Origin of the sequence: Crocosphaera sp. XPORK-15E (assembly GCF_034931425.1) — a bacterium.
GTDB lineage: Bacteria > Cyanobacteriota > Cyanobacteriia > Cyanobacteriales > Microcystaceae > UHCC-0190.
Map to the genome: position 1 here is coordinate 33,824 of NZ_JAYGHQ010000020.1, position 20,550 is coordinate 54,373.

Consider the following 20,550-nt stretch of genomic DNA (forward strand, 5'->3'; position numbering starts at 1 on the left):
ATTAACCTGTAATTAAATTTAATTTTATATCACTCTGCCAAAAAGATTTTCACCAAATTCAATATCTCCTATCTGATAATTGCTATATATGTCACTACTGTAGAGCAAGATACCTCTTTTTATAGAGTTCAACTTACCTGGTTGAAAACCTGACATAAATCCGTTGAGAGGAATAACTTCGTTACCCCTGAACAAGGGATATACAAAAAAACTGCGATGAAGAATTGTGTAAAGTTTAAGACTTGGGTATTGATCAATCCAATTAGTAACCCTCTTTAAAGGTTCAGTTAAATTTTTTCTATTTGTAGTCAATTGCTCAATTCTATCCATACTCAAAATTGATGGAATGCTTTTGTCGGGTACTAAATGTCGATTTTGACGGAAAGTCAAAGTTGTCAGAGCAGAAAATGAAGATATGATTATCAATAATGTTAAGAGGAAGCTAAGTATTTTATTCTTGTGATTATCTTGCCAAATTATTGTACTTATAGGAACCATAAAAATGGCACAGGCAATAAAAGCTCTTCCTCTCCAGGGATCGTATAAAGTAGCAAAAGATTGAGAGAGCAGAAAAAAAATCGCACCTAATGATAGGGGCAAAAATGCTCTAAGTTTCTTATTAAAAAGAGTTATAAAAACTAAGGGCCAAAGAATTGAAAATCCAAGCAACCCCCCATAGGAAAGATCTTCATGTGCAGCAGGATCATTAATGTTAAATGGAACTCTTACCAATTCTTTGTTATATACATCTATTCCAATCATTTGAAACGGATAAATCAATAATGTTTGCATTCCCATATTTATTGTATTTAAAGGTTTTATGGGTGGCAATCCATCTAAAGATAAAAATTTAGAACTAAAACGAACTAAATTTTCCAAACCAATTTTAAGAATACTGTTGAATGGTAAGTTTTGCAAGGAAACTGTATTAACAGCCTCTACTGGACCTAAAGCACTTCCAAAATGTATTAAATTTTGGTAATATCCCGAAGTAAAAAATACTGCTATCATCAAAGGAAAGATTAAAAACAAATGATATATTTTCCGAATAGAACCACTTAAATATAGATATGACAGTAATAATATAAGCAGTGGAAAAAAATAAAGAAAAGCGTTGGCTTTTATTCCTAAAGTAATAACAAAACTTAAGCAGCTATAAAGAGCAAATATTAATTTTCTATCTCTTATCCATAAAAGTAAGAAATATATAGAACAGCCCAAAAAACTTGTCATCAAAAGATCATTTTGAGTTGTGGTCATTTGTAAATTAACATTAGTTAAAATTAGGAACACACATCCCGATAAAAAAGAAGCAATCATTCTTCCACTAATTAATAGAGAAATTCCCATGACAGATAGAGCGGCAAAAAGACCTCCAAAATATTGCACCAAAGTCATACTTCTTTCTTCATTAAATAGCATTAAAAATGCTATATTTAGATAAGAGCTATAAACTGGATGAAGAACTTGCCAGTCAAAATTTGTATCGAAAATAGATGTATTTTTATGCTGTATAAAATACATTACTCTAGCCAGATGATATGTCATGCTATCCCAGTTGTGTGAGTATAAAGTAATAGCACATAACAGATTAATAGCTATGACTATTACTGTTGTTATGACTAATATTTTTGCTCTAATATTTAATTGCAACCATTGATGATTTGTGAAATTAGTTTTGAAGATTTGTAATATTGTAGAATTGGCTATGGGGACAAGGAATATCAAACTAAAAATGGTTAGTATTAATAACCATCCAACCCACCACAAAAATCTATTATCCAAACTATTGTTTGTACTTAGTAAAAATCCCCATGCAATAAGACAAGCATAAGTAGATATATAAAATTTCAAAACTGGTGAAATTAAATCATCTACCATAATTGAAGCATCCTTGAATTTTTCTGTATTCTCAAAAAAGATTTTTATCATGTCATATTCCCTGCTTGAAAGTAAAATCTAAAAGCCCTATCATTCCCTGTTTAGTTATAATCTAGATTTGACAGCTTTAATAAACATTTGTCCTCCTAAAAAATGCCAAGCAATGGGTATCTTAAGATAGAGACTTAGCAACAGTGGCGATGAAGGCCTACCTTTAGTTGAAAATGGCAAAAATTTAGGTAATAAAACATCAATTTTATAGCCAATGGTTTCTAATAACTCTTTAAGAGACAAATGAGTAATCGGCAATTGATGATCAATAAAATCATAGTATTCCCGATAGGAATAGGCAAAGTTAGGTTGAATCACTAATAGAGAGCCTCCTGGTTTAAGAATCTCAAAACAAAACCCTAAAATTTCAATTAGTTCTTCCTTATTAGCAAGATGTTCAAAAAAGTTGGAAATAAAAATTATGTCAAACTTAGTGTCAATCTTTTCTTGATCCGAAAGCTCCAAAACATTCAGATTAAGGACGGAAACATCTGGATCTGCATAAAGTTTAGCGTCGGGGTTTAAATCAATTAAATATTTGTCTTTTGATTTGATATTATTGATAAATTCACAATATCCTCCACCAATATCTAGAGTCACAGAATGAGGATCTACATACTTCTGTAAAAAATCCTTAATCAAGGTTTTCCATAATAATATTTTGGCTTTTCTTTGGGTCGGATCAAATCGATTAGCATAAAGTTTTTGCAAGTATTCTTGTTGTTTCATTCCCATGATGTAAATGTTCCTTTTTCTTAATTTATGAGCTTAGTTTAGTTGTTTTTCGATTGACCTACAAGTGGTGTTTGCTTTTTTACATAATCTCCTCTTGATAAATGTTTTTCTAACAATATAGATAATACAATGAAAAGATAACGACTTCCCATTTCTTTGAGTTTTAACTTAGAAACCCCAGTAGTTCGATTTCGCCATGTAATGGGAATAATACAATAATAATATCCCCTCGTAATTGCTTTTAAGGGAATTTCTACGGTTAAGTTAAAGTGATGAGAAAGTAAAGGAGAAATTCCTTCAATAACTTCTTTACGATAAGCTTTAAAAGCATTGGTTGTATCGTTTAAAGGAAGGCCAAAAAGGACTTGAACAAACCAGTTTGCTAAACGATTAACAATTAATTTATGGATAGGATAATCAACGACTTTTCCCCCCTTGATAAAGCGAGATCCAAAAACACAATCATAGCCTTCTTGCAGTTTTTGGTAATAGTCTATCATGTTTTCTGGAGAATCTGAATTATCCGCCATAACAATTGCTACCGCATCTCCACTAAAGTTTTCTAACCCACATCTAACCGCAAAGCCAAACCCATTGGGATAGTAGTTATTAATATAGCGAACTTTGGGATTTTGAGCATTTAATTGTTGTAATAATTCTTCTGTACGATCTCGACTATTATCATTAACCACTAAAATCTCGTAGGAAATTCCAACTTTTTCTAAGGTTTGAGAAATCAAAGTCACGGTCGAAACAATACATCCTTCCTCATTGTAGGCAGGAATGACAATAGAAAATTTACCGATTGGTTGAGAGGAACCCGGAGAATTAGTAGAGGGACTTCTCGAATAATTTGATAAGACCGGACTTAATCCTTCAGGATAATTAATGTTGTCTATTCCCGCCTTTTTGCCCAGGGATGAAGGATAACGAAAAATTAAGCGATCGCTAATGACATAATTGAAAGTAAAACTAACTAAAACACCGATTAAAGTATTAATAACATAGTTTACTTTAAGCCAATCAAGTATAGGAAAAACTATCAGAATGCGACTCAATATAGCAGCAGTAGCGGAAATATGATAGAGGGGAAGTTGTTTTAACAGAACATCGTGTAAATTCCAAGATCCTCCTGTCCATACTAAGAGACGATAAATAAAAAACCCTGCTATCAAGGAAATTTCCATCGAAATAATATTGGCGATGTTTCTAAGGGTAGGAGAGTCAAATCCTAATCTTTCAATTAAAACTATCATTAAAATGATATTGAGAAAAGCCGAGAGACTTCCTCCTAAGAAAAATTTGACTATTTTGCCTTGAACTGCTTGTTTAAACATCTGGATAAATTCTTAATATTTTATTTTTCATTAAATTCATGCTAAAAAACAAGAAAATCATAAACGGATAATCTCCTGAAACCTCCTAATTATCGATTAATTAATTCCAGCGATTGACATTGTTAGTAAATATTTCTTTCAAAATATCTTGAACTGCATAAGTAAGCTCCCAGTTAGGATAATGTTTTTTGAACTTACTGACATCACTAATCCACCAAATGTGATCCCCAATACGATTAGTTTCGACGTAATCAAAATCTAATTTTTTATCAGTAATGGCTTCACAATCTTGAATTGCTTCCAACATAGAACAATTGCTGTAACGACTGCCCCCGATGTTGTAAACTTCCCCAACTCTTGGTGCTTGGTAAAAATGATAAAAGGCATTCACTAAGTCGAAACTGTGAATATTGTCTCGAACTTGTTTACCTTTATAGCCAAACACTTGATATTTATCCCCTGTCATCGTACATTTCATCAGGTAGGATAAAAACCCATGTAGTTTTGTTCCTGAATGACTTGGCCCTGTTAAACATCCTCCACGAAAGGCGGCTGTTTTTAGGTCAAAATAACGCCCATATTCTTGAACTAAGACATCCGCCGCCACTTTAGAAGCACCGAATAAAGAATGTTTGGATTGATCGATACTCATGGATTCATCAATTCCCTGATAATAAGCATGATTGGCTTCAATTTCCCAACGGAATTCTTGTTCAATTAGGGGCAGATAATTGGGAGTATCTCCATACACTTTATTAGTTGAACAGAAAATAAAGACTGCTTCTGGACAGATTTGACGAGTATTTTCTAATAACACTAACGTTCCATTAGCATTAACAGTAAAATCCATATATGGGTCTTTAGCTGCCCAGTCATGGGAAGGTTGAGCAGCAGTATGGATAATGAGACTGATATCTGTTCCGTAAGTCCTAAAAATTTCGGCGATCGCATTTTGATCGCGGATATCAGCCCCATAGTGAATATAGCGATCGCCATATTCTTCCATAAGACGAATGCGGTTCCAGTCAGTTGAGGCATCTTCCCCAAAAAAGACACGACGCATATTGTTGTCAATGCCAACAACTGTATAACCTCGATCACAGAAAAATCTGACTGACTCAGAACCGATAAGTCCTGCCGATCCAGTTACTAAAATTATTTCCATAGCTTGTGTTTGACTCAGCAAATCGTTAAGTAAATCCTTAAGTTTTCTGCATCATATACCATGATTCGGCAAACAGACAAGTCCCAATCCTTAATCATCCCATCTTTTTGTACTACGTTTTGTGTTACAATTTAGAGTGAGGGTATTCCATAATAATCAGTCAGTCAGTAGTCTTGTTTCTCAATACTATCTTTGATACCATTTAAGTCAATATAACGATCCGTTGCATTTCTCAATTCTCTAGCAATCATACCTTCAGTTGAAACAACAGTAATATGGGTATTTTTTGAGCGTAATAATTCAATTGCCCTCTCAAAGTCTCCATCTCCACTAAACAAAATCACCCGATCATATTGTTCAACTGTATTAAACATATCTACAACAATTTCAATATCAAGATTCGCTTTTTGGGAATATCTTCCAGAGGTATCATCATAATATTCTTTAAGAATTTTTGTTCTGACAGTATATCCCAAACTAATTAAAGCATCTCGAAACCCCCGTTGATCTTGAGAATCTTTTAATCCAGTATACCAAAACGCATTAATGAGAGAAACATGGGGATCATTGGTAAAATAGTCAAGAACTCGTCTGGGATCAAAAAACCAACCATTTTTTTGTTGAGCATAAAACATATTATTGCCATCAACAAATATAGAAAGACGATCTTTCTTGCAAAGACAATTATTCGTAGCATCCATAAAATTAAGACCTAGTATAAATAGAAATAAAGGGATAGATTAGTAGCTTAATAGTCTAATTTAGTTAGGTTACTTAACTAAAATTTTACCTTAAAAGTTTACCAATTTGTGAGATAAATGGGATTTGGGTAATTATAGAGACAGAATTTAGACAAGGTAAGAACACCAGTCACTCCATCCCCCAGGATACAACTTAGCCCCCTGAATTCCCGCTAATTCCATTGATAAGAGATTAACGCAAGCAGTGACACCGGAACCACAATAAACAATGATTTCATCCTCTATTGAGCAATTCTCCCATAACTCCCGTTGTGCTGTCACAGGTAAAATATACCCCTGTTCGTCTGTCACCTGTTTCCAGGGAGAATTAATCGCCCCAGGAATATGGCCCGCGATCGGATCAATAGGTTCAATTTCCCCGCGATAGCGATCGCCATCCCGTGAATCGATCAACCGAGTCTGAGGTTGAATTTTACGGTGTTTAACCCCTTCAAGATCGACAATCCAATCATGACGAGGTTGTGGCGCAAATTGACCTAATTTAGCTTCTGGAATAGTGTTACTGGTAGGATAACCCTGGTTTTCCCAGGCATTCCAACCCCCATCCAGGACAGCGACCTGCTCGTGACCTAAATAACGCAATAACCACCAAAAACGGGCAGCAAAGGCCAAACGTAGATCATCATAAGCCACCACTAAGGTTTCCCCCAAAGTAATCCCCATAGCTCCTAATTTTTCGGCAAAAAGGGAGAGATCGGGGAGAGGATGACGGCCCCCATGTTGGGTCACGGGAGAGGATAAATCGGAATCTAAGTTTAAATAATAAGCTCCCTGGATGTGACGGGTCAGATATTGTTCATATCCCCAGTCGAGGTTTCCTAAGCGGAAGCGACAATCAACTATAACGAGATTAGAATTGGTAAGTTGGCTTGCTAACCATTCCCCCGAAACAACAGAATCAAGTTTAGACATATTAGTATTTTAGGCTGATGAGGTTAGGTCGGGGAAAAGTTTTTCACAATTAACAAACAATTCCTCTGATCATCAGTGCGAGCATAACTCAATTGGGCAGCAATTTTTTGTAAGATAGGAAGACCCTGGCCATGACCAGCAAGACGATTTTCGGAACGGTCATTAGCTTGGAGAAACCCTTGTAAATCAAAGGATGGCCCTGAATCCCAAATCCGCATTTCTAAACTGTTTGAGGTAAGTTTGATCTCGATTTCGACAGAAATATCGGCCGGAAGATCTTTATGAGCATGGCGTACAGCATTAGTAAAGCCTTCTGCTAACGCCAGCTGGCATTGCAACCAATCCTTTTTGGGAATCCAGGGTTGATTGATCTGGTCAAAGTAACCTAAAACTTCGTCTAATGCTTTTAGGTCACTTTCTACTTTGAACGAAATCTGTTTGAGGACGCTCAATGATTCAAAGCCTCTACAATCAACTAAGGTTGAAATGGTTAGACTAAGGATAAATTTCCTTGATCCATTTACTAGCTCTAGTTTACCTGGATTGTTCTAAGATCGCTTGTAATTATCCAATTTTGTTTTACCCTGTTTTTAGTCCGCTTAACCTGGCCTGTTGATTTCCCTCCTCAACTCCTTAACAGAGAGATATGACTCAAATCCTCCTGATTGATGATGATCACGCCATTCGCTTGCTCCTCGAACGTACTTTAAAGCGGAGTGGTTATGATGTAACTTGTGCCAGCCTTGGGGAAGAGGGATTAATCAAAGCACGGGAATTACATCCGGCTCTGATTATCTGTGATTGGGTGATGCCAGGAATCAGTGGTTTAGAGGTTTGTAGTCAGATTAAGAGTATTCCTGCTTTAGCGACTACTTTTTTTATTTTGCTTACCTCTTTAGGATCGGTAGAAGATCGGGTTAAAGGGTTGGATGCGGGGGCGGATGATTTTCTCTGTAAACCCATTGAGATGAATGAGTTAATTGCCAGGGTAAGGGCGGGTTTACGACTTCATCAATTAAGTCAAGATTTAAAGGAACAAAAACAACTTTTAGAGACAGAATTAGCGGAAGCGGCGGAATATGTTAGCTCAATTTTACCGGAACCTCTGCAAGAAAAATCCCTACAAATTAAGGCCCGTTTTATTCCTTCGAGTCAATTAGGGGGAGATGGGTTTGATTATTTTTGGTTAGATGATAATCATTTAGCGATTTATCTTTTAGATGTGTCTGGCCATGGACTGAGGGCGGCTTTACCTGCCTTATCCGTGATTAATTTACTGCGTTCGAGGGGATTAAATCGGGTTAATTATCATCGTCCTAATGAGGTTTTAAATGGCTTAAACCAGGCTTTTCAGATGACTTATCGCAATGATAAATATTTCACGATCTGGTATGGGGTTTATCATCGTAAAAAACGTCATCTTGTTTATGCTAGTGCGGGCCATCCCCCTGCTATTTTACTGACGGAAGATCCCGCAGAAGGTTTCATTGAACATCATCTTAAAACCCCTGGATTTCCTATAGGAATGTTTCCTGATGCTAATTATGTTAATGAAAACTTAACCCTGAATATTCTCTCAACTCTTTATATTTTTAGTGATGGAATTTATGAAATTGAACAAGAAGATAAAACCCTTTTAGGGTTAAAAAAATTTACTGACATTCTCAAAAGTTATCAAAGTCAATCCCCAAGAGATTTAGAAACACTTATTCAGTCTCTAAAACGCCATAATATTCAAGATCAGTTTGATGATGATCTCTCTATTATTGAAGTTGATTTTACTTAATCGAGTGCGAAAGTTTAACTATTTAACAATTTTTGTTCCAATTCTTCTCGACTCGAAAAAATTTCAAAAACCCGATCCATACTGGTTAACTCAAACAACATTGAGATCTGTTCATTAATAGAACACAAGAACAAGTTTGCGCCAGCGGCTCTTACCGTCTTTAAGGATAACACCAAAGCCCCTAATCCTGAACTATCCATGAAGGAAACATCTTTAAAATCAATCACAATAATTTGGATATTAGCTTGAACTGAATCACTAATTTGTTGGCGAAATTGAGCAGACTTTGTGCCATCAAAAAGGCCAGAAGGTTGGAAAACTTTGACGTTTTTTTTCATATTAAGAATTAAGTTAACGAGAAACTGCTAAGGGTTGATCGGAGGGTTCAGCAAATTTGGCTAACAATTCACGAAATTCTTCTCCCTCTATAGTCTCCTGATCAATTAGTATATCGACTAACTGATCAACAGTGACACGATTTTCTTGAATAATTTTTTGCGCTTGTTGATGACAATCTTCCACAATAGAACGGACTTGATGATCAATTTTTGCGGCAATTTCTTGGGAATATTCCCCTGATGCCCTGCCATCATACCCTGAGTAATTATTATTATCGCTTTCTAGGGCGAGTAATCCCAGTTCCGACATACCAAATTTGGTCACCATTTGCCGCGCTAAATAGGTCACTTTTTCGATATCATTGCCGGCCCCTGTTGTCACTTCATCTTCCCCAAAAACTAGCTCCTCAGCGGCCCTTCCTCCCAATAATCCGGCAATTCTCGCCAATAATTGATTACGAGTGATTAACCCAGATTCTTCGTCCGGGGTAAACCAAGTTAAACCCTTTGCTTGTCCTCTGGGAACTAGGGTCACTTTTTCAACAGGATCATGGCCAGCAGCCAAACTTCCCACCAAAGCATGGCCAATTTCATGATAGGCAATGAGTCGCTTACTCTTACTATCCACCAAAGGGGTTCCTTCCATTCCGGCCACCACCCGATCAATGGCATCGTTAATTTCCATCATGGTTATGGCTTCTTTCCGTCGTCTGGCGGTAAAAATTGCCGCTTCGTTGAGCAAGTTCGCTAAATCTGCCCCCGTAAAGCCTGGAGTACGTCGGGCCACGGCTTCGAGGGAAATATCATCACCGAGTTTCTTATTACGGGAGTGAACATCGAGAATGCCGACTCGTCCTTTAAGATCGGGATAATCTACCATTACCTGTCGATCAAATCGGCCAGGCCGTAATAAGGCCATATCCAAGACATCGGGACGGTTGGTGGCCGCAATAATAATAATTCCGGTATTGCCTTCAAACCCATCCATTTCCGTTAGCAGTTGGTTGAGGGTTTGCTCTCGTTCATCGTTGCCTCCACCATAGCCCACACCCCTTTGACGGCCCACTGCATCAATTTCATCAATAAAAACGAGACAAGGGGCGTTTTCTTTGGCTTTTTTGAATAAATCTCTGACCCGTGAGGCCCCAACCCCGACGAACATTTCCACAAATTCTGAACCAGAAATGCTGAAAAAGGGAACCCCGGCCTCTCCGGCGATCGCCTTAGCTAAGAGGGTTTTTCCTGTACCTGGAGGCCCCACTAACAAAACCCCTTTGGGAATTTTAGCCCCGATCGCCGTAAATTTTTCCGGTTGTTTAAGGAAGGTAACAACTTCTTCTAATTCTTCTTTAGCTTCATCAATACCGGCCACATCTCCAAAGGTGATGCCTGTTTTGGCTTCCATTTGAAAGCGGGCCCGAGATTTACTAAAATTCATGGCTTGGCCTGAGGCATTGGCCGAGCGACGAACAACGGCAATGACTATGATTAATATTAGGAATATCGCCCCAATTTGAATCAGCGATCCCACAGCAGCAGAGTGATCAGTCGAAGGGTTGTAGTCTAAGGGGATATTGTGTTCTCTAATTTTGTTGATCAGTTCAGGATTATTTTTGAGTAGGGGAACTTCTAGGGAGTCTTCTGGTTTTTCTTGTCCTTTCAAGGTGACTCTTGCTTTTTGCAGTCTGGGATCAATCTCGACTTGACTCACCTTCCCTGCTTCAATGTTTCTTAATAAATTACTGTAGCTTGCCTCATCTTGTTGTGTTTGTCCCCAACTGGGGCCACTCATCAGCAACAATTGTAGGAAAATGCCACTGCCGATTAATTTACCCCATCCTGGCCGATGACCTTGAGGGCAACGCTTTTGTGCCACAGATGGGCATTTTTTCATCTGTGAAGGGTTTAGAAAGGAATGTTGCACTGAAGTTAGCCAGGAGTAATGTTTCATAACCGATTGGGAAAGAATTTGCTCTTCTCTTATTATGAACGATGAGGTGGTATCTAGGGGAATATTCTAGAGAGAATTTATGATTTTGAGTCTCGCCCTGATCGCTTTTTGCCATAAGATGTTTCTTGAAAGCTATTTCCTACCCCTTGCAGGATGCCACGACCGATTAAACCAAGGCCACGACCGATCACCTGGGTTAGTAGATAAACTAATCCATTGCCCGCAGAAGCTAAGATTGAGCGTAAAATAGGGGAAAAGGCATCTCGGATTTCTAGGAGAATTGTCACACTCCAACGCAGTCCGGTCAGGTTTTCGAGTTGGGTTTGTCGTGGGGCATATATATAGGTACAGTCTAGCCCCTTTTCTTTTAGAAAAAAGAGACGATAACGACTTTCAAAAATATTCTGGGGTTCTCCCCAGTATTGTTCTTGGCGATATTGCCAGGCCAGTTGATTGCGAAATCTAGCGATCTCTCTAGAGGATGCCATTTTTATATTATAGAGTTTTTGTTTGATAGATTCATTGTCCGAAAAGTTGTTTAAAATGAGAGATGTGATACCGTTGGCGACTTGAATGATGAGGTGTTGTAGAAATTTTTCCCCTTGTTCAATGGCTTCTGGTGAGTCGGGACGATAAGGAACTTGTTCTACAATAAGATGATTTTCAAAGAGTAAGTAATCGAGTAATTCTGTGACAAATGGAATTTTTTTGAGTATGTCTTCTTCTACCTGAATCTCATAATCATTGAGTATGTCTTCAATGTCTTCGAGACGAAATTTTTGTTTTTCAACACAATATTTTCCTAGAAAAGTTAAGGCAGATTCTCGCCATATCTTTTGGAGGACAACCGCCGTATTTTCTGATAATTGTTTGGCTAAGGGTTCCACAAATTTTAAATCTTGTAAAATACGACGAAATTGATTTAAAATAATTAGCAGTAATTCTTGTTTGATTTCTGGTTTAAGAATATCAATCTCTATGGGAATCTTGGTTAAATTATTAAGATTACCTTGCAGCTTATCAAAGGTACTATTAAAAATGGTTAAATTGTTAGTAGATTCAGTGATTGAAGGGATTATTTCTAAGGGTTCTGACGGCTTTATCTTAGTAGATGAAACTGGAGAAAATAGTTCAGAATTAATCACAATTACTTCAACTGGAATTAATTTTTCTACTAACCAATGAGCCGCTAAAAGTTCCCGTTTTCTGCCTTGCCAAAATAGTCGATCTAGCTTAGATAAAGGACTCTGTTTAAGGGTTTGATTAATGATGTTTATATTCGCATCAATCTGGGCAAGACCTGATTTTTGTAGACGAGATAACCAGGGTTGATGAGCAATTCTTTCTCTGGGTTGAGTCGGTACCATTAAACTCGGCCAAACTGTCTCCCCTTGGATAATTCTATCTAATTGATTAACTAAATCTTCAATCGGAATACCTTTATGACAATACCCTTCTATTCCCAATTCTTTCAAGGTTTGCAGTTGAGAATTGTTAACTAATTTACTGAATAAACAAATTTTTAGCCGGGGATAATTTTGTTTGACTTCTTGACAAAATTGAGGAATTGTGATAGTTTTATCAACAATATTTGGCTCGAAAATCATGAGATCTACTGTATGCCTGGATAACTCAGTCAAAGTATCTGTCAGATTATCCGTTTGAGCGATAATTTGCCACTGGGAATAGTTACTTAAGGCCGTTGAGAGTCCTAAGCAAAAAATGGGGTTATCATCAACAAGAAGTAGATTAATTTTGCGATCGCTCACGAATTTTTCGGGGTGAAGGCTTACTTGATTCCTAGTTTAGTTTAGACTAATTTGGCTGTTTATAACCATAAAAATCGATACGATAGTCAGTAACTTTTACCCCCGTTTGTGCTTCGATTTGTTGTATAATTTCTGGCGGGAGTTCAATCTGAATATCCAAAATTTGTTCTGTATCAAGGCAGTTAACATGACTATGGGAATGACTAATATTGCCATATAGTCTCCCGTCACATCGTTCTAAACATTCAATAATTCCCTGGCTCGATAAAGCCTCTAAATTTTGATATACTGAAGTGTGGCCGATCTCTTTGCCTTCTAAATTCAGGCGATCATAAATCTCCCTGGCCGATAGGTGTTCCTGCACCTTCCAGAGTAATTCTAGGATATAACGACGCTGACGACTGACACGCATTCCTAGGGTTTGACATCGGTCTATGGCATCTTCTAGCGATCGCAGTGGCTGAGTTGTTCCTCCCTGATCAATCATACTACATATACTACAAAATACTACTAATACATACTCGTTACCAGTTTAGCTGAGAGAGACAACAATTGTCTAGTTAAAATTATATTGATGGAGGAAGATATTAAATTCATGAAAAGTTCAATTGATAAATCCCTTCACATTTTATATGAAAAAGACTATTATTTATGGTTAGGAAGTACCATAGAAAAATTACGTTGTGGTCAATTTTCTACCCTTGATTTAGAGAATTTAATTAAAGAATTAGAAAGTATGGGGAGAACAGATTTACGAACAGCAAATAGTTTAATTAAACAAATTATAATTCATCGTCTTAAATTAGATAATTTACCAGATCTTGAACCAAGAAAACATTGGCAAAAAGAGATCAATAATTTTCAAGAACAATTAGAAGATTTACTATCGACATCTCTCCAGGCTAAAATTGATTTAGAGAAAATTTATAAGAGGGCAAAAAGAGAATTTTTAGTTGATTATTCTGTGAATTTACCGGAAAAGTGTCCTTATATTTGGGATGAATTATTCACTGATTAAATTATAGGATCATATATAGGTTATTACAGAAATTTTCAGAACAATATTAAAGATTTGCAAAGAAAACAACAGCAACTTCGTCATAAATACCATAATTGCTATATTCTAAATAATAGTGTTTTCAGCAGAGATCGGGATCTAGATCGTCTCAATTCGTTGATATTCTCAAGAAAAGGGAGCAAAAAAATCCTCATTTTTAAGGAGAGTAGGGGGGATAGGAATAGTGAGCCATTTATGAATGCTTCTTTACCCCAAATATTAAACACTGATAACCAATAATTGAATAAATGCGCTGTTTAAACTGTCACCTTGATGATCTTCCCGAAAATACCCAATTGTGTCCCAACTGCGGGGCGCAGGTATTATCATTGTTACAGGAAGTCTTACCCAAGGGAACCCAACTGCGATCGCACACTTACTGTCTTGATGACGCGATGGGAAAAGGCAGTTTTGGGATCACCTATCGGGCCCATCATAGCGCATTAAATAATCCTGTCGCTATTAAAGAATTTTATCCCGTAGAATACGCATCACGAAACACAGAAACAAAACTATTAATTATTCCGCAAAAATATCGAGATGCTTATCAACGAAGTTTATACCGTTTTTTAGACGAAGGAAGAATTTTAGCGCAGTTACAACATCCCAATGTTGTGAAAGTAAGGGACTTATTTGAAGAAAGAGATACAGCTTATTTAGTAATGGAGTTAGTGCAAGGAAAAACCTTATTAAAAGAATTAGAAAACCAACCAGAAAATAAACTATCTCCTGAAAGAGTAGAAACCTTAATAGGACAGTTAGTTTATGCTTTAATGACCATTCATGAAGCAGGTATTTATCATCTAGATTTAAAACCAGAAAACATGATATTAACCCCCGATGATAAATTAATTTTAATTGATTTTGGGGCAGCGACTTTAGCGACGGATGCTAGACGAAAAAGAACTCGTTCCTTTACAGAATGCTATGCGGCCCCAGAAATTATGTCAGGGGGAGAAGTTGGCCCAGAAAGTGATATTTTTGAAGTAGGGATGATCCTCTATGAAATGTTAACGGGAAAGTTACCACCACCGGCCATGACTCGCATCTTAGAAAGTGATACTTGGCAACCAGAAGGCTTAGAATACCCTTGGCATATATTGATTACAAATGCGTTAAAAATACAACGAAAAGATCGCCCACAAACTGTAAAACAATGGTGGGAACAAAGACAAGAAAGCAATGATAATCATATTTCTATTGAGATTAAAAGTATTGAAACCTTACAAGGACAATTTATTTTGCCCTTATTAAAACAACAGGGAATGACCCAAAGACTCGGTAAAGGATGTATCAAAAAAGTTATTCCTATTAATAATAATGAAGTGTTAGTTTTGTCCGCAGCAGGGGCATCTTTACTCGATTTTAATAGCCATATTACCCATTGGGAAATTGACTGTCCTACCCACGGTGGTACGGTGAGTCAAAATCAAAAATTATTAGCCTTAGTTTGGCAACAAAATATTTATCTTTGGGATCTAACAAAAGGAAAATTATTAAGACAATTACAAGGTCATTCTAAAAAAATTAATGATGTTGCTTTTAATAAAGATGGGTCATTATTAGTCTCTGGAAGTTGCGATGAAACCTTAATATTATGGGATACTAAAACCGGAGAAAAACGCCATGAATTAGCAGAACCGATGGGTTGGGTAACAAGAGTTGCAGCGAGTGAAGATGGTCAATTTGTGGCTTCAGGTTGCTATGATGGAACTATTAGAATTTGGGGAGCTATATCTGGACAAGAATGGCGATGTTTAGAAGGTCATTCCAGGGCCATAGAAAGTTTAATCTTTAGTCATAATGGGAAATTATTAGCATCAGGAGGACGCGATCGCACTATCCGTTTATGGGACGTAACATCAGGTAAATTACAACAAGTATTAGAAGGTCATAGCGACTGGATAACGGCCTTAAGTTTTGCTAAAAATGATCAATATTTAGCCTCTGGTTCCAGTATTAATGATAAAACAATTCGGGTTTGGTCCTTAGTAAATAGACAAGAAACGCAACAACTAGAAGGCCATTGGAACTCTATTACTGCGATCGCCTATTGTCCCGATAACAATTATCTAATGTCTGGGTCTGCTGACTATACTGTACGTCTTTGGGATGTGATCAAGGGGGAAAATGTCGAGCAACTCCATCAACACACTAATTGGGTGTATAGTGTGGCTTGTAGTGCTGATGGTCGTTGGGTAGCGACAGGGAACAATGACTGGACAATTCGTCTCTGGGATATCATAGAACGGCGAGAGGTTCATATCCTGCGGGGTCATGAAGATGCAGTGTCTAGTGTGGTTTTTTCCCCTGATAGTGAGTGTTTAGTATCGGGAAGTTGGGACGGGACTCTACGGTTATGGGATGTCCAAAGCGGTAAATGTTCCCGTGTGTTGCAAGGTCATCAAAATTGGGTGAGAAGTGTTGCTGTTAGTCCCAATGGTCAATGGGTTGCGTCGGGAGGTTGGGATAAAAAGGTTTGTTTGTGGGATATTTCGTCAGGGTGGCCGAGTCTTAAGGGAAGTAAACCTACTCGTATTCTTCAAGGTCATTTAGATGATATTGAAGGGGTTGCATTTAGTCCTGATAGTCAATTAATTGCCAGTGCTAGTGATGATAAAACGGTTAAAATATGGGAAGTAAGTTCAGGGCAACAAGTGCAACAATTAGAAGGTCATAAGTATAATGTAGAGGGTGTTACCTTTAGTCCTGATGGTCAATTTGTTGCTTCGATTAGTTGGGATAAAACGGTTAGATTATGGCACGTTATTTCTGGTAAACAAATTCATAAGTTTAAAGGTCATTTGAGTTATGTAAAATGTGTGGCTTTTAGTCAGGATGGCCATTACATTGCTTCAGGGGGACAAGATAATATGATTGCCCTTTGGGATTTGGTTTCAGGGGAATTAGTTCAGTTAATTCAAGGTCATACTAATTGTGTTAATAGTATCGCTTTTAGTGGGGATGGTTCTTTTTTAGTTTCTGGGGATAATGATGGAGTTGTTAGGTTGTGGAAGGTACAATTAGGGGGTTCAGAGTCTATCACATAATCACATAACCAGTCTAAACTATGATTAAAATGATTGAATGAATACTATGATTATTTTGCATTACAACAAACTATTATTAAACACCAATCATAGTCCATCACATAATCAAATAAACCCTAGTTAAGACGCTACTAATATTCGTGCTTGTGACAATAATTCTGGATTGCTCTCTAATAGTTCTAGCATAGTCAACGCTAATTCTGTGTTAAACGCGGGTAACTCTGCTTGTTGTGCAAGTGCTTAGAGAATGCTTAACAATGTTTCTGTATCGCAATGCAGAAGTATTCGCATTTGTAACATTCTTACCCCAAGTAAAGCGTCTTAAGTATGAAAATGTTGATTACTTAATGTTTGCTGATACATTACTATAGGGATGAATTGCATTCACCCTTAATTTATGAAACTCATCAATAATAGGCTTAGGGTAAACAACATTTAACTATACAATCTCAATCATGACTTTAGGGCAAACGCAATTTGCCCCTACAATATTTATGCACAAAATCAATCATAGTCCATTATTTAATCAATTTTAAGCATAATAAAGTATTTAGAATATTGAGATGTTTATTACCTAATGTTTTTTGATATATTACTGTAGGGGCGAATTGCATTCGCCCTCAATTTATGACACTCATCAATAATAAACTTAGGGTAAACAACATTTAACTATACAATCTCAATCATGACTTTAGGGCAAACGCAATTTGCCCCTACAATATTTATGTACAAAATCAATTATAGTCCATTATTTAATCAATTTTAACCAAAATAAAGTATTTAGAATATTAAAATCTTAAGTACCTAATGCTTACTGATACATTACTGTAGGAATGAATTGCATTCGCCCTCAATTTATAACATTCATCAATAATAAGCTTAGGGTAAACCACATTTAATCATACAATTTTAATCATGACTTTAGGACAAACGCAATTTGTCCCTACAATATTTATGTACAAAATCAATTATAGTCCATTATTTAATCAATTTTAACCAAAATAAAGTATTTAGAATATTAAAATCTTAAGTACCTAATGCTTACTGATACATTACTGTAGGAATGAATTGCATTCGCCCTCAATTTATAACATTCATCAATAATAAGCTTAGGGTAAACCACATTTAATCATACAATTTTAATCATAACTTTAGGGCAAACGCAATTTGCCCCTACAATATTTATGCACAAAATCAATTATAATCCATCATTTAATCAATTTAAAAAAACATAAAGTATTTAGAATATTGAGATGTTTATTACCTAATGCTTGCTGATACATTACTATAGGGGCGAATTGCATTCGCCCTCAATTTATGGCATTCATCAATAATAGGCTTAGGGTAAACAATATTTAACTATACAATTTTAATCATGACTTTAGGGCAAACGCAATTTTCCCCTACAATGTTTATGCACAAAATCAATTATAGTCCATTATTTAATCAATTTTAACCAAAATAAAGTATTTAGAATATTGAGATGTTTATTATCTAATGCTTGCTGATACATTACTGTAGGGGCAAATTACATTCGCCCTCAATTTATGACACTCATCAATAATAGGCTTAAGGTAAACTACATTTAATCATACAATTTTAATCATGACTTTAGGGCAAACGCAATTTGCTCCTACAATATTTATGCAATAATCAATCGTCGTTTATCCTGAATTTTACCAATATTAATCTGATGAGCGATCGCTTCTGCTGTAAACTTCTTAGCAAGTTCCCCCGTTCCCGACTCAATAAACTTACGAAAAGCTAAATCAGCGATCGCGCTTGCTGTTAAGATTGTAATTGGATCTGTCATTGTTATTTCTCCACGAGTTTGAGATTTAGATTAATAATATTCATTATGGCGAACTTGTTCTGCTAAATGAATACCTAGAGATAGGCTGAAGCCTGATACTATAAAAACTAAGCCTCCCTTCGGAGGCTAAATTAAACCCTTAAGGGTTTTGTTTGTGTAGCTTAAGCCTTAAGGGTTTGAGCAGATAATTTCTACGTTATCAAACGCCCCTTAGATTAATAATGATTACCAGACTTCCGATAATGAACAGCCGTTACACCATCTTCTAAAACTTTACCCTTTTTCGCCACTCCATAAATTACCCAATGATCGCCACATTCCATGCGATCGCCGACAGTACATTCCAAATAAGCCAAAGCATCTTGTAAAATAGGAGAACCATTCTCAGCAGTCTCAATTTTAACCTCAGCAAAGCGATCTTCTCCAGGAGAAAAAGGCTTAAGAAACTGTTTCATTAAACCCAAATGATTCCCTTCTTTAAGAATATTTAAAACAAAAGAACTACCCTTATGTAATAAAGACTCGATCGCCCGTTCTTTCGCCACCGCAACAGTAAAACCAGGAGGGTTAAAGGTTGCTTGAGAAACCCAAGAAGCTAACATCGCCCCGTTTACTTCTCCCTGTTGACAAGTAACAATACATAAAGAACCCACAATGCGCCCTAAAGCTTGTTCTGTTCGCGCTGTTTGGGACTCATTAACAGAAGACTTAGGTTTGCGGCTTTTTTGAGCTTTTTTGATGGTTTGGGCAAAATCTGTCCCTGCTTCTTCACAGGTTTTCAAAGTCGCCTCTGTGGGCGTAAATTTAACCCTGATGGGGTCAAAACCGAACTGATACCCCCCATCCCGAATTTTACCTTCTAAGAGGTCGATCGCTTCCCCACTCCAGCCGTAGGAACCAAAAACCGCGGCCAGTTTGGTTTTATCAGCATTGGCCAAAGTAATGCCCAAGGCGGTTTGTATCTGAGTCGGGGCGTGGCCACCAAGGGTAGGGGAACCAAAAATAAAGCCTGAACATTGACGAATTGCTTCTTTAATTTCGTCGGGTTCGGCCGCTTCTGCATTGATAGAGTCTACCCTAACCCCGGCCTTTGTGATCCCACTGGCGATCGCTTGGCCTAAAACAGCCGTATTGCCATAAGCAGAGGCATAAATCAAGGCTACACTCAATTCTTGAGATTTTTGCGCCTTTAACCATTGTTCATAGGAGAATGTTAATTCTGTTAACCCATATTTGACTAAGGGGCCGTGGCCTGTGGCGTAAATTTTTGCAGGTTTACGGCTTAATTTTTCTAATCCTGTGGCAATTTGTTTACCATAAGGGGCAATTAAACAATCAAAATAATAACGTCGATCTTCGGCGTAAACTGTCCAACCTTCATCAAAGATTTGATCACCGCAAACATGGGCCCCAAATAATTTATCGGTGTAAAGAATTGCTGTTTTGGGATCATAAGTACAGAGTTGGGCCGGATAACGGGGGTTTGGGGTGGGAATAAATTCTAATTGATGCCCTTGCCCTAAATCTAAGGTTTCTTCTCCTTTAACTACTTTTAATTGCTCAGGAAATTGGGGTAATAAAATATTTGGTAATAACATCGCCCCTGGATTAGAACAAACTACGGTAATTTGAGGAGCAATTTCTAATAAGGCTTTGATAGTTTCCCCTCGGTTGGGGTTAACATGACTGAGAATTACATAATCAATGGTTTTTGGATCAATGCGCTGTTTAATTGCCTTTAAAAAAATCTCGGTAAAAGATTCACCAGGAGGATCAAATAAAGCAATTTTATCTGCTTGAATTAGATAGGAATTGGCGGTAGTTCCCCGTTGTAGTCCATATTCAATTTCAAATTTTAAGCGATCCCAGGTACGCGATCGCAAAACAATGGTTTCAAAACCAATGGGACAAGCTTGGACATCTCTCGGTTTAATCATCATTTTT

At 37.0% G+C, this 20,550-nt stretch carries 16 protein-coding genes; 3 read left to right on the forward strand and 13 right to left on the reverse strand.

From position 1 onward, the window contains the following. Positions 1-24: 24 nt before the first annotated feature. From VB691_RS20845 to VB691_RS20875, 7 genes are all read right to left on the reverse strand, one after another. Positions 25-1,881, reverse strand: a complete 1,857-nt coding sequence (locus VB691_RS20845; protein WP_323293451.1) for a hypothetical protein — start codon at positions 1,879-1,881, stop codon at positions 25-27. A gap of 105 nt (positions 1,882-1,986) precedes the next feature. Further along, complete coding sequence (locus VB691_RS20850) at positions 1,987-2,667, reverse strand: class I SAM-dependent methyltransferase (RefSeq protein WP_323293452.1); 681 nt, start codon at positions 2,665-2,667, stop codon at positions 1,987-1,989. Positions 2,668-2,705: 38 nt separating this feature from the next. Beyond that, positions 2,706-4,004, reverse strand: a complete 1,299-nt coding sequence (locus VB691_RS20855; RefSeq protein WP_323293453.1) for a glycosyltransferase — start codon at positions 4,002-4,004, stop codon at positions 2,706-2,708. Positions 4,005-4,104: 100 nt separating this feature from the next. Next, entirely contained in the window at positions 4,105-5,169 is a 1,065-nt protein-coding gene (locus VB691_RS20860) for an NAD-dependent epimerase/dehydratase family protein (RefSeq protein WP_323293498.1), read from the reverse strand. A 164-nt stretch (positions 5,170-5,333) separates the two neighbouring features. Next, complete coding sequence (locus VB691_RS20865; RefSeq protein WP_323293454.1) at positions 5,334-5,870, reverse strand: NYN domain-containing protein; 537 nt, start codon at positions 5,868-5,870, stop codon at positions 5,334-5,336. A 147-nt stretch (positions 5,871-6,017) separates the two neighbouring features. Next, on the reverse strand, positions 6,018-6,842 hold the full coding sequence (locus VB691_RS20870; protein WP_323293455.1) for a sulfurtransferase: 825 nt from the start codon (positions 6,840-6,842) through the stop codon (positions 6,018-6,020). 23 nt (positions 6,843-6,865) lie between these two features. Beyond that, on the reverse strand, positions 6,866-7,294 hold the full coding sequence (locus VB691_RS20875) for an ATP-binding protein (protein WP_323293456.1): 429 nt from the start codon (positions 7,292-7,294) through the stop codon (positions 6,866-6,868). A gap of 194 nt (positions 7,295-7,488) precedes the next feature. On the opposite strand from VB691_RS20875, the gene VB691_RS20880 reads away from it, so the two are divergent. Further along, positions 7,489-8,628: a PP2C family protein-serine/threonine phosphatase gene (locus VB691_RS20880; protein ID WP_323293457.1), complete on the forward strand. Its 1,140-nt coding sequence runs from the start codon at positions 7,489-7,491 to the stop codon at positions 8,626-8,628. Between the two features lie 14 nt (positions 8,629-8,642). Here VB691_RS20880 and VB691_RS20885 read toward each other — a convergent pair whose 3' ends face one another. The 4 genes from VB691_RS20885 to VB691_RS20900 form a co-directional block, all read right to left on the reverse strand. Continuing rightward, positions 8,643-8,975: an STAS domain-containing protein gene (locus tag VB691_RS20885; RefSeq protein WP_323293499.1), complete on the reverse strand. Its 333-nt coding sequence runs from the start codon at positions 8,973-8,975 to the stop codon at positions 8,643-8,645. A gap of 4 nt (positions 8,976-8,979) precedes the next feature. Beyond that, positions 8,980-10,860, reverse strand: coding sequence for an ATP-dependent zinc metalloprotease FtsH (gene ftsH, locus VB691_RS20890; protein WP_323293458.1), 1,881 nt, complete (start codon positions 10,858-10,860; stop codon positions 8,980-8,982). Between the two features lie 134 nt (positions 10,861-10,994). Beyond that, on the reverse strand, positions 10,995-12,686 hold the full coding sequence (locus VB691_RS20895; RefSeq protein ID WP_323293459.1) for a DUF3685 domain-containing protein: 1,692 nt from the start codon (positions 12,684-12,686) through the stop codon (positions 10,995-10,997). Between the two features lie 46 nt (positions 12,687-12,732). Further along, positions 12,733-13,173, reverse strand: coding sequence for a Fur family transcriptional regulator (locus tag VB691_RS20900; RefSeq protein WP_323293460.1), 441 nt, complete (start codon positions 13,171-13,173; stop codon positions 12,733-12,735). 108 nt (positions 13,174-13,281) lie between these two features. Here VB691_RS20900 and VB691_RS20905 point away from each other — a divergent pair, with 108 nt between their 5' ends. Continuing rightward, complete coding sequence (locus VB691_RS20905) at positions 13,282-13,704, forward strand: DUF29 domain-containing protein (RefSeq protein ID WP_323293461.1); 423 nt, start codon at positions 13,282-13,284, stop codon at positions 13,702-13,704. A gap of 287 nt (positions 13,705-13,991) precedes the next feature. Continuing rightward, the gene (locus tag VB691_RS20910) at positions 13,992-16,793 is read left to right on the forward strand and encodes a protein kinase domain-containing protein (protein WP_323293462.1); all 2,802 of its coding nucleotides are present in this window, start codon (positions 13,992-13,994) and stop codon (positions 16,791-16,793) included. Between the two features lie 1,642 nt (positions 16,794-18,435). Here VB691_RS20910 and VB691_RS20915 read toward each other — a convergent pair. Continuing rightward, positions 18,436-18,606 (reverse strand): hypothetical protein, encoded by a 171-nt coding sequence (locus tag VB691_RS20915; RefSeq protein WP_323293463.1) that lies wholly within the window; start codon positions 18,604-18,606, stop codon positions 18,436-18,438. Positions 18,607-18,821: 215 nt separating this feature from the next. Next, positions 18,822-20,543: a diflavin flavoprotein gene (locus tag VB691_RS20920; RefSeq protein WP_323293500.1), complete on the reverse strand. Its 1,722-nt coding sequence runs from the start codon at positions 20,541-20,543 to the stop codon at positions 18,822-18,824. Between the last annotated feature and the right edge of the window lie 7 nt (positions 20,544-20,550).

Bases quoted from the DNA above. Each gene is read 5' to 3' on its own strand.
- VB691_RS20845 (WP_323293451.1), bottom strand. From the start codon at position 1,881: ATGGTAGATGATTTAATTTCACCAGTTTTGAAATTTTATATATCTACT.
- VB691_RS20850 (WP_323293452.1), bottom strand. From the start codon at position 2,667: ATGGGAATGAAACAACAAGAATACTTGCAAAAACTTTATGCTAATCGA.
- VB691_RS20855 (WP_323293453.1), bottom strand. From the start codon at position 4,004: ATGTTTAAACAAGCAGTTCAAGGCAAAATAGTCAAATTTTTCTTAGGA.
- VB691_RS20860 (WP_323293498.1), bottom strand. From the start codon at position 5,169: ATGGAAATAATTTTAGTAACTGGATCGGCAGGACTTATCGGTTCTGAG.
- VB691_RS20865 (WP_323293454.1), bottom strand. From the start codon at position 5,870: ATGGATGCTACGAATAATTGTCTTTGCAAGAAAGATCGTCTTTCTATA.
- VB691_RS20870 (WP_323293455.1), bottom strand. From the start codon at position 6,842: ATGTCTAAACTTGATTCTGTTGTTTCGGGGGAATGGTTAGCAAGCCAA.
- VB691_RS20880 (WP_323293457.1), top strand. From the start codon at position 7,489: ATGACTCAAATCCTCCTGATTGATGATGATCACGCCATTCGCTTGCTC.
- ftsH (WP_323293458.1), bottom strand. From the start codon at position 10,860: ATGAAAAAATGCCCATCTGTGGCACAAAAGCGTTGCCCTCAAGGTCAT.
- VB691_RS20900 (WP_323293460.1), bottom strand. From the start codon at position 13,173: ATGATTGATCAGGGAGGAACAACTCAGCCACTGCGATCGCTAGAAGAT.
- VB691_RS20905 (WP_323293461.1), top strand. From the start codon at position 13,282: ATGAAAAGTTCAATTGATAAATCCCTTCACATTTTATATGAAAAAGAC.
- VB691_RS20910 (WP_323293462.1), top strand. From the start codon at position 13,992: ATGCGCTGTTTAAACTGTCACCTTGATGATCTTCCCGAAAATACCCAA.
- VB691_RS20915 (WP_323293463.1), bottom strand. From the start codon at position 18,606: ATGACAGATCCAATTACAATCTTAACAGCAAGCGCGATCGCTGATTTA.
- VB691_RS20920 (WP_323293500.1), bottom strand. From the start codon at position 20,543: ATGATTAAACCGAGAGATGTCCAAGCTTGTCCCATTGGTTTTGAAACC.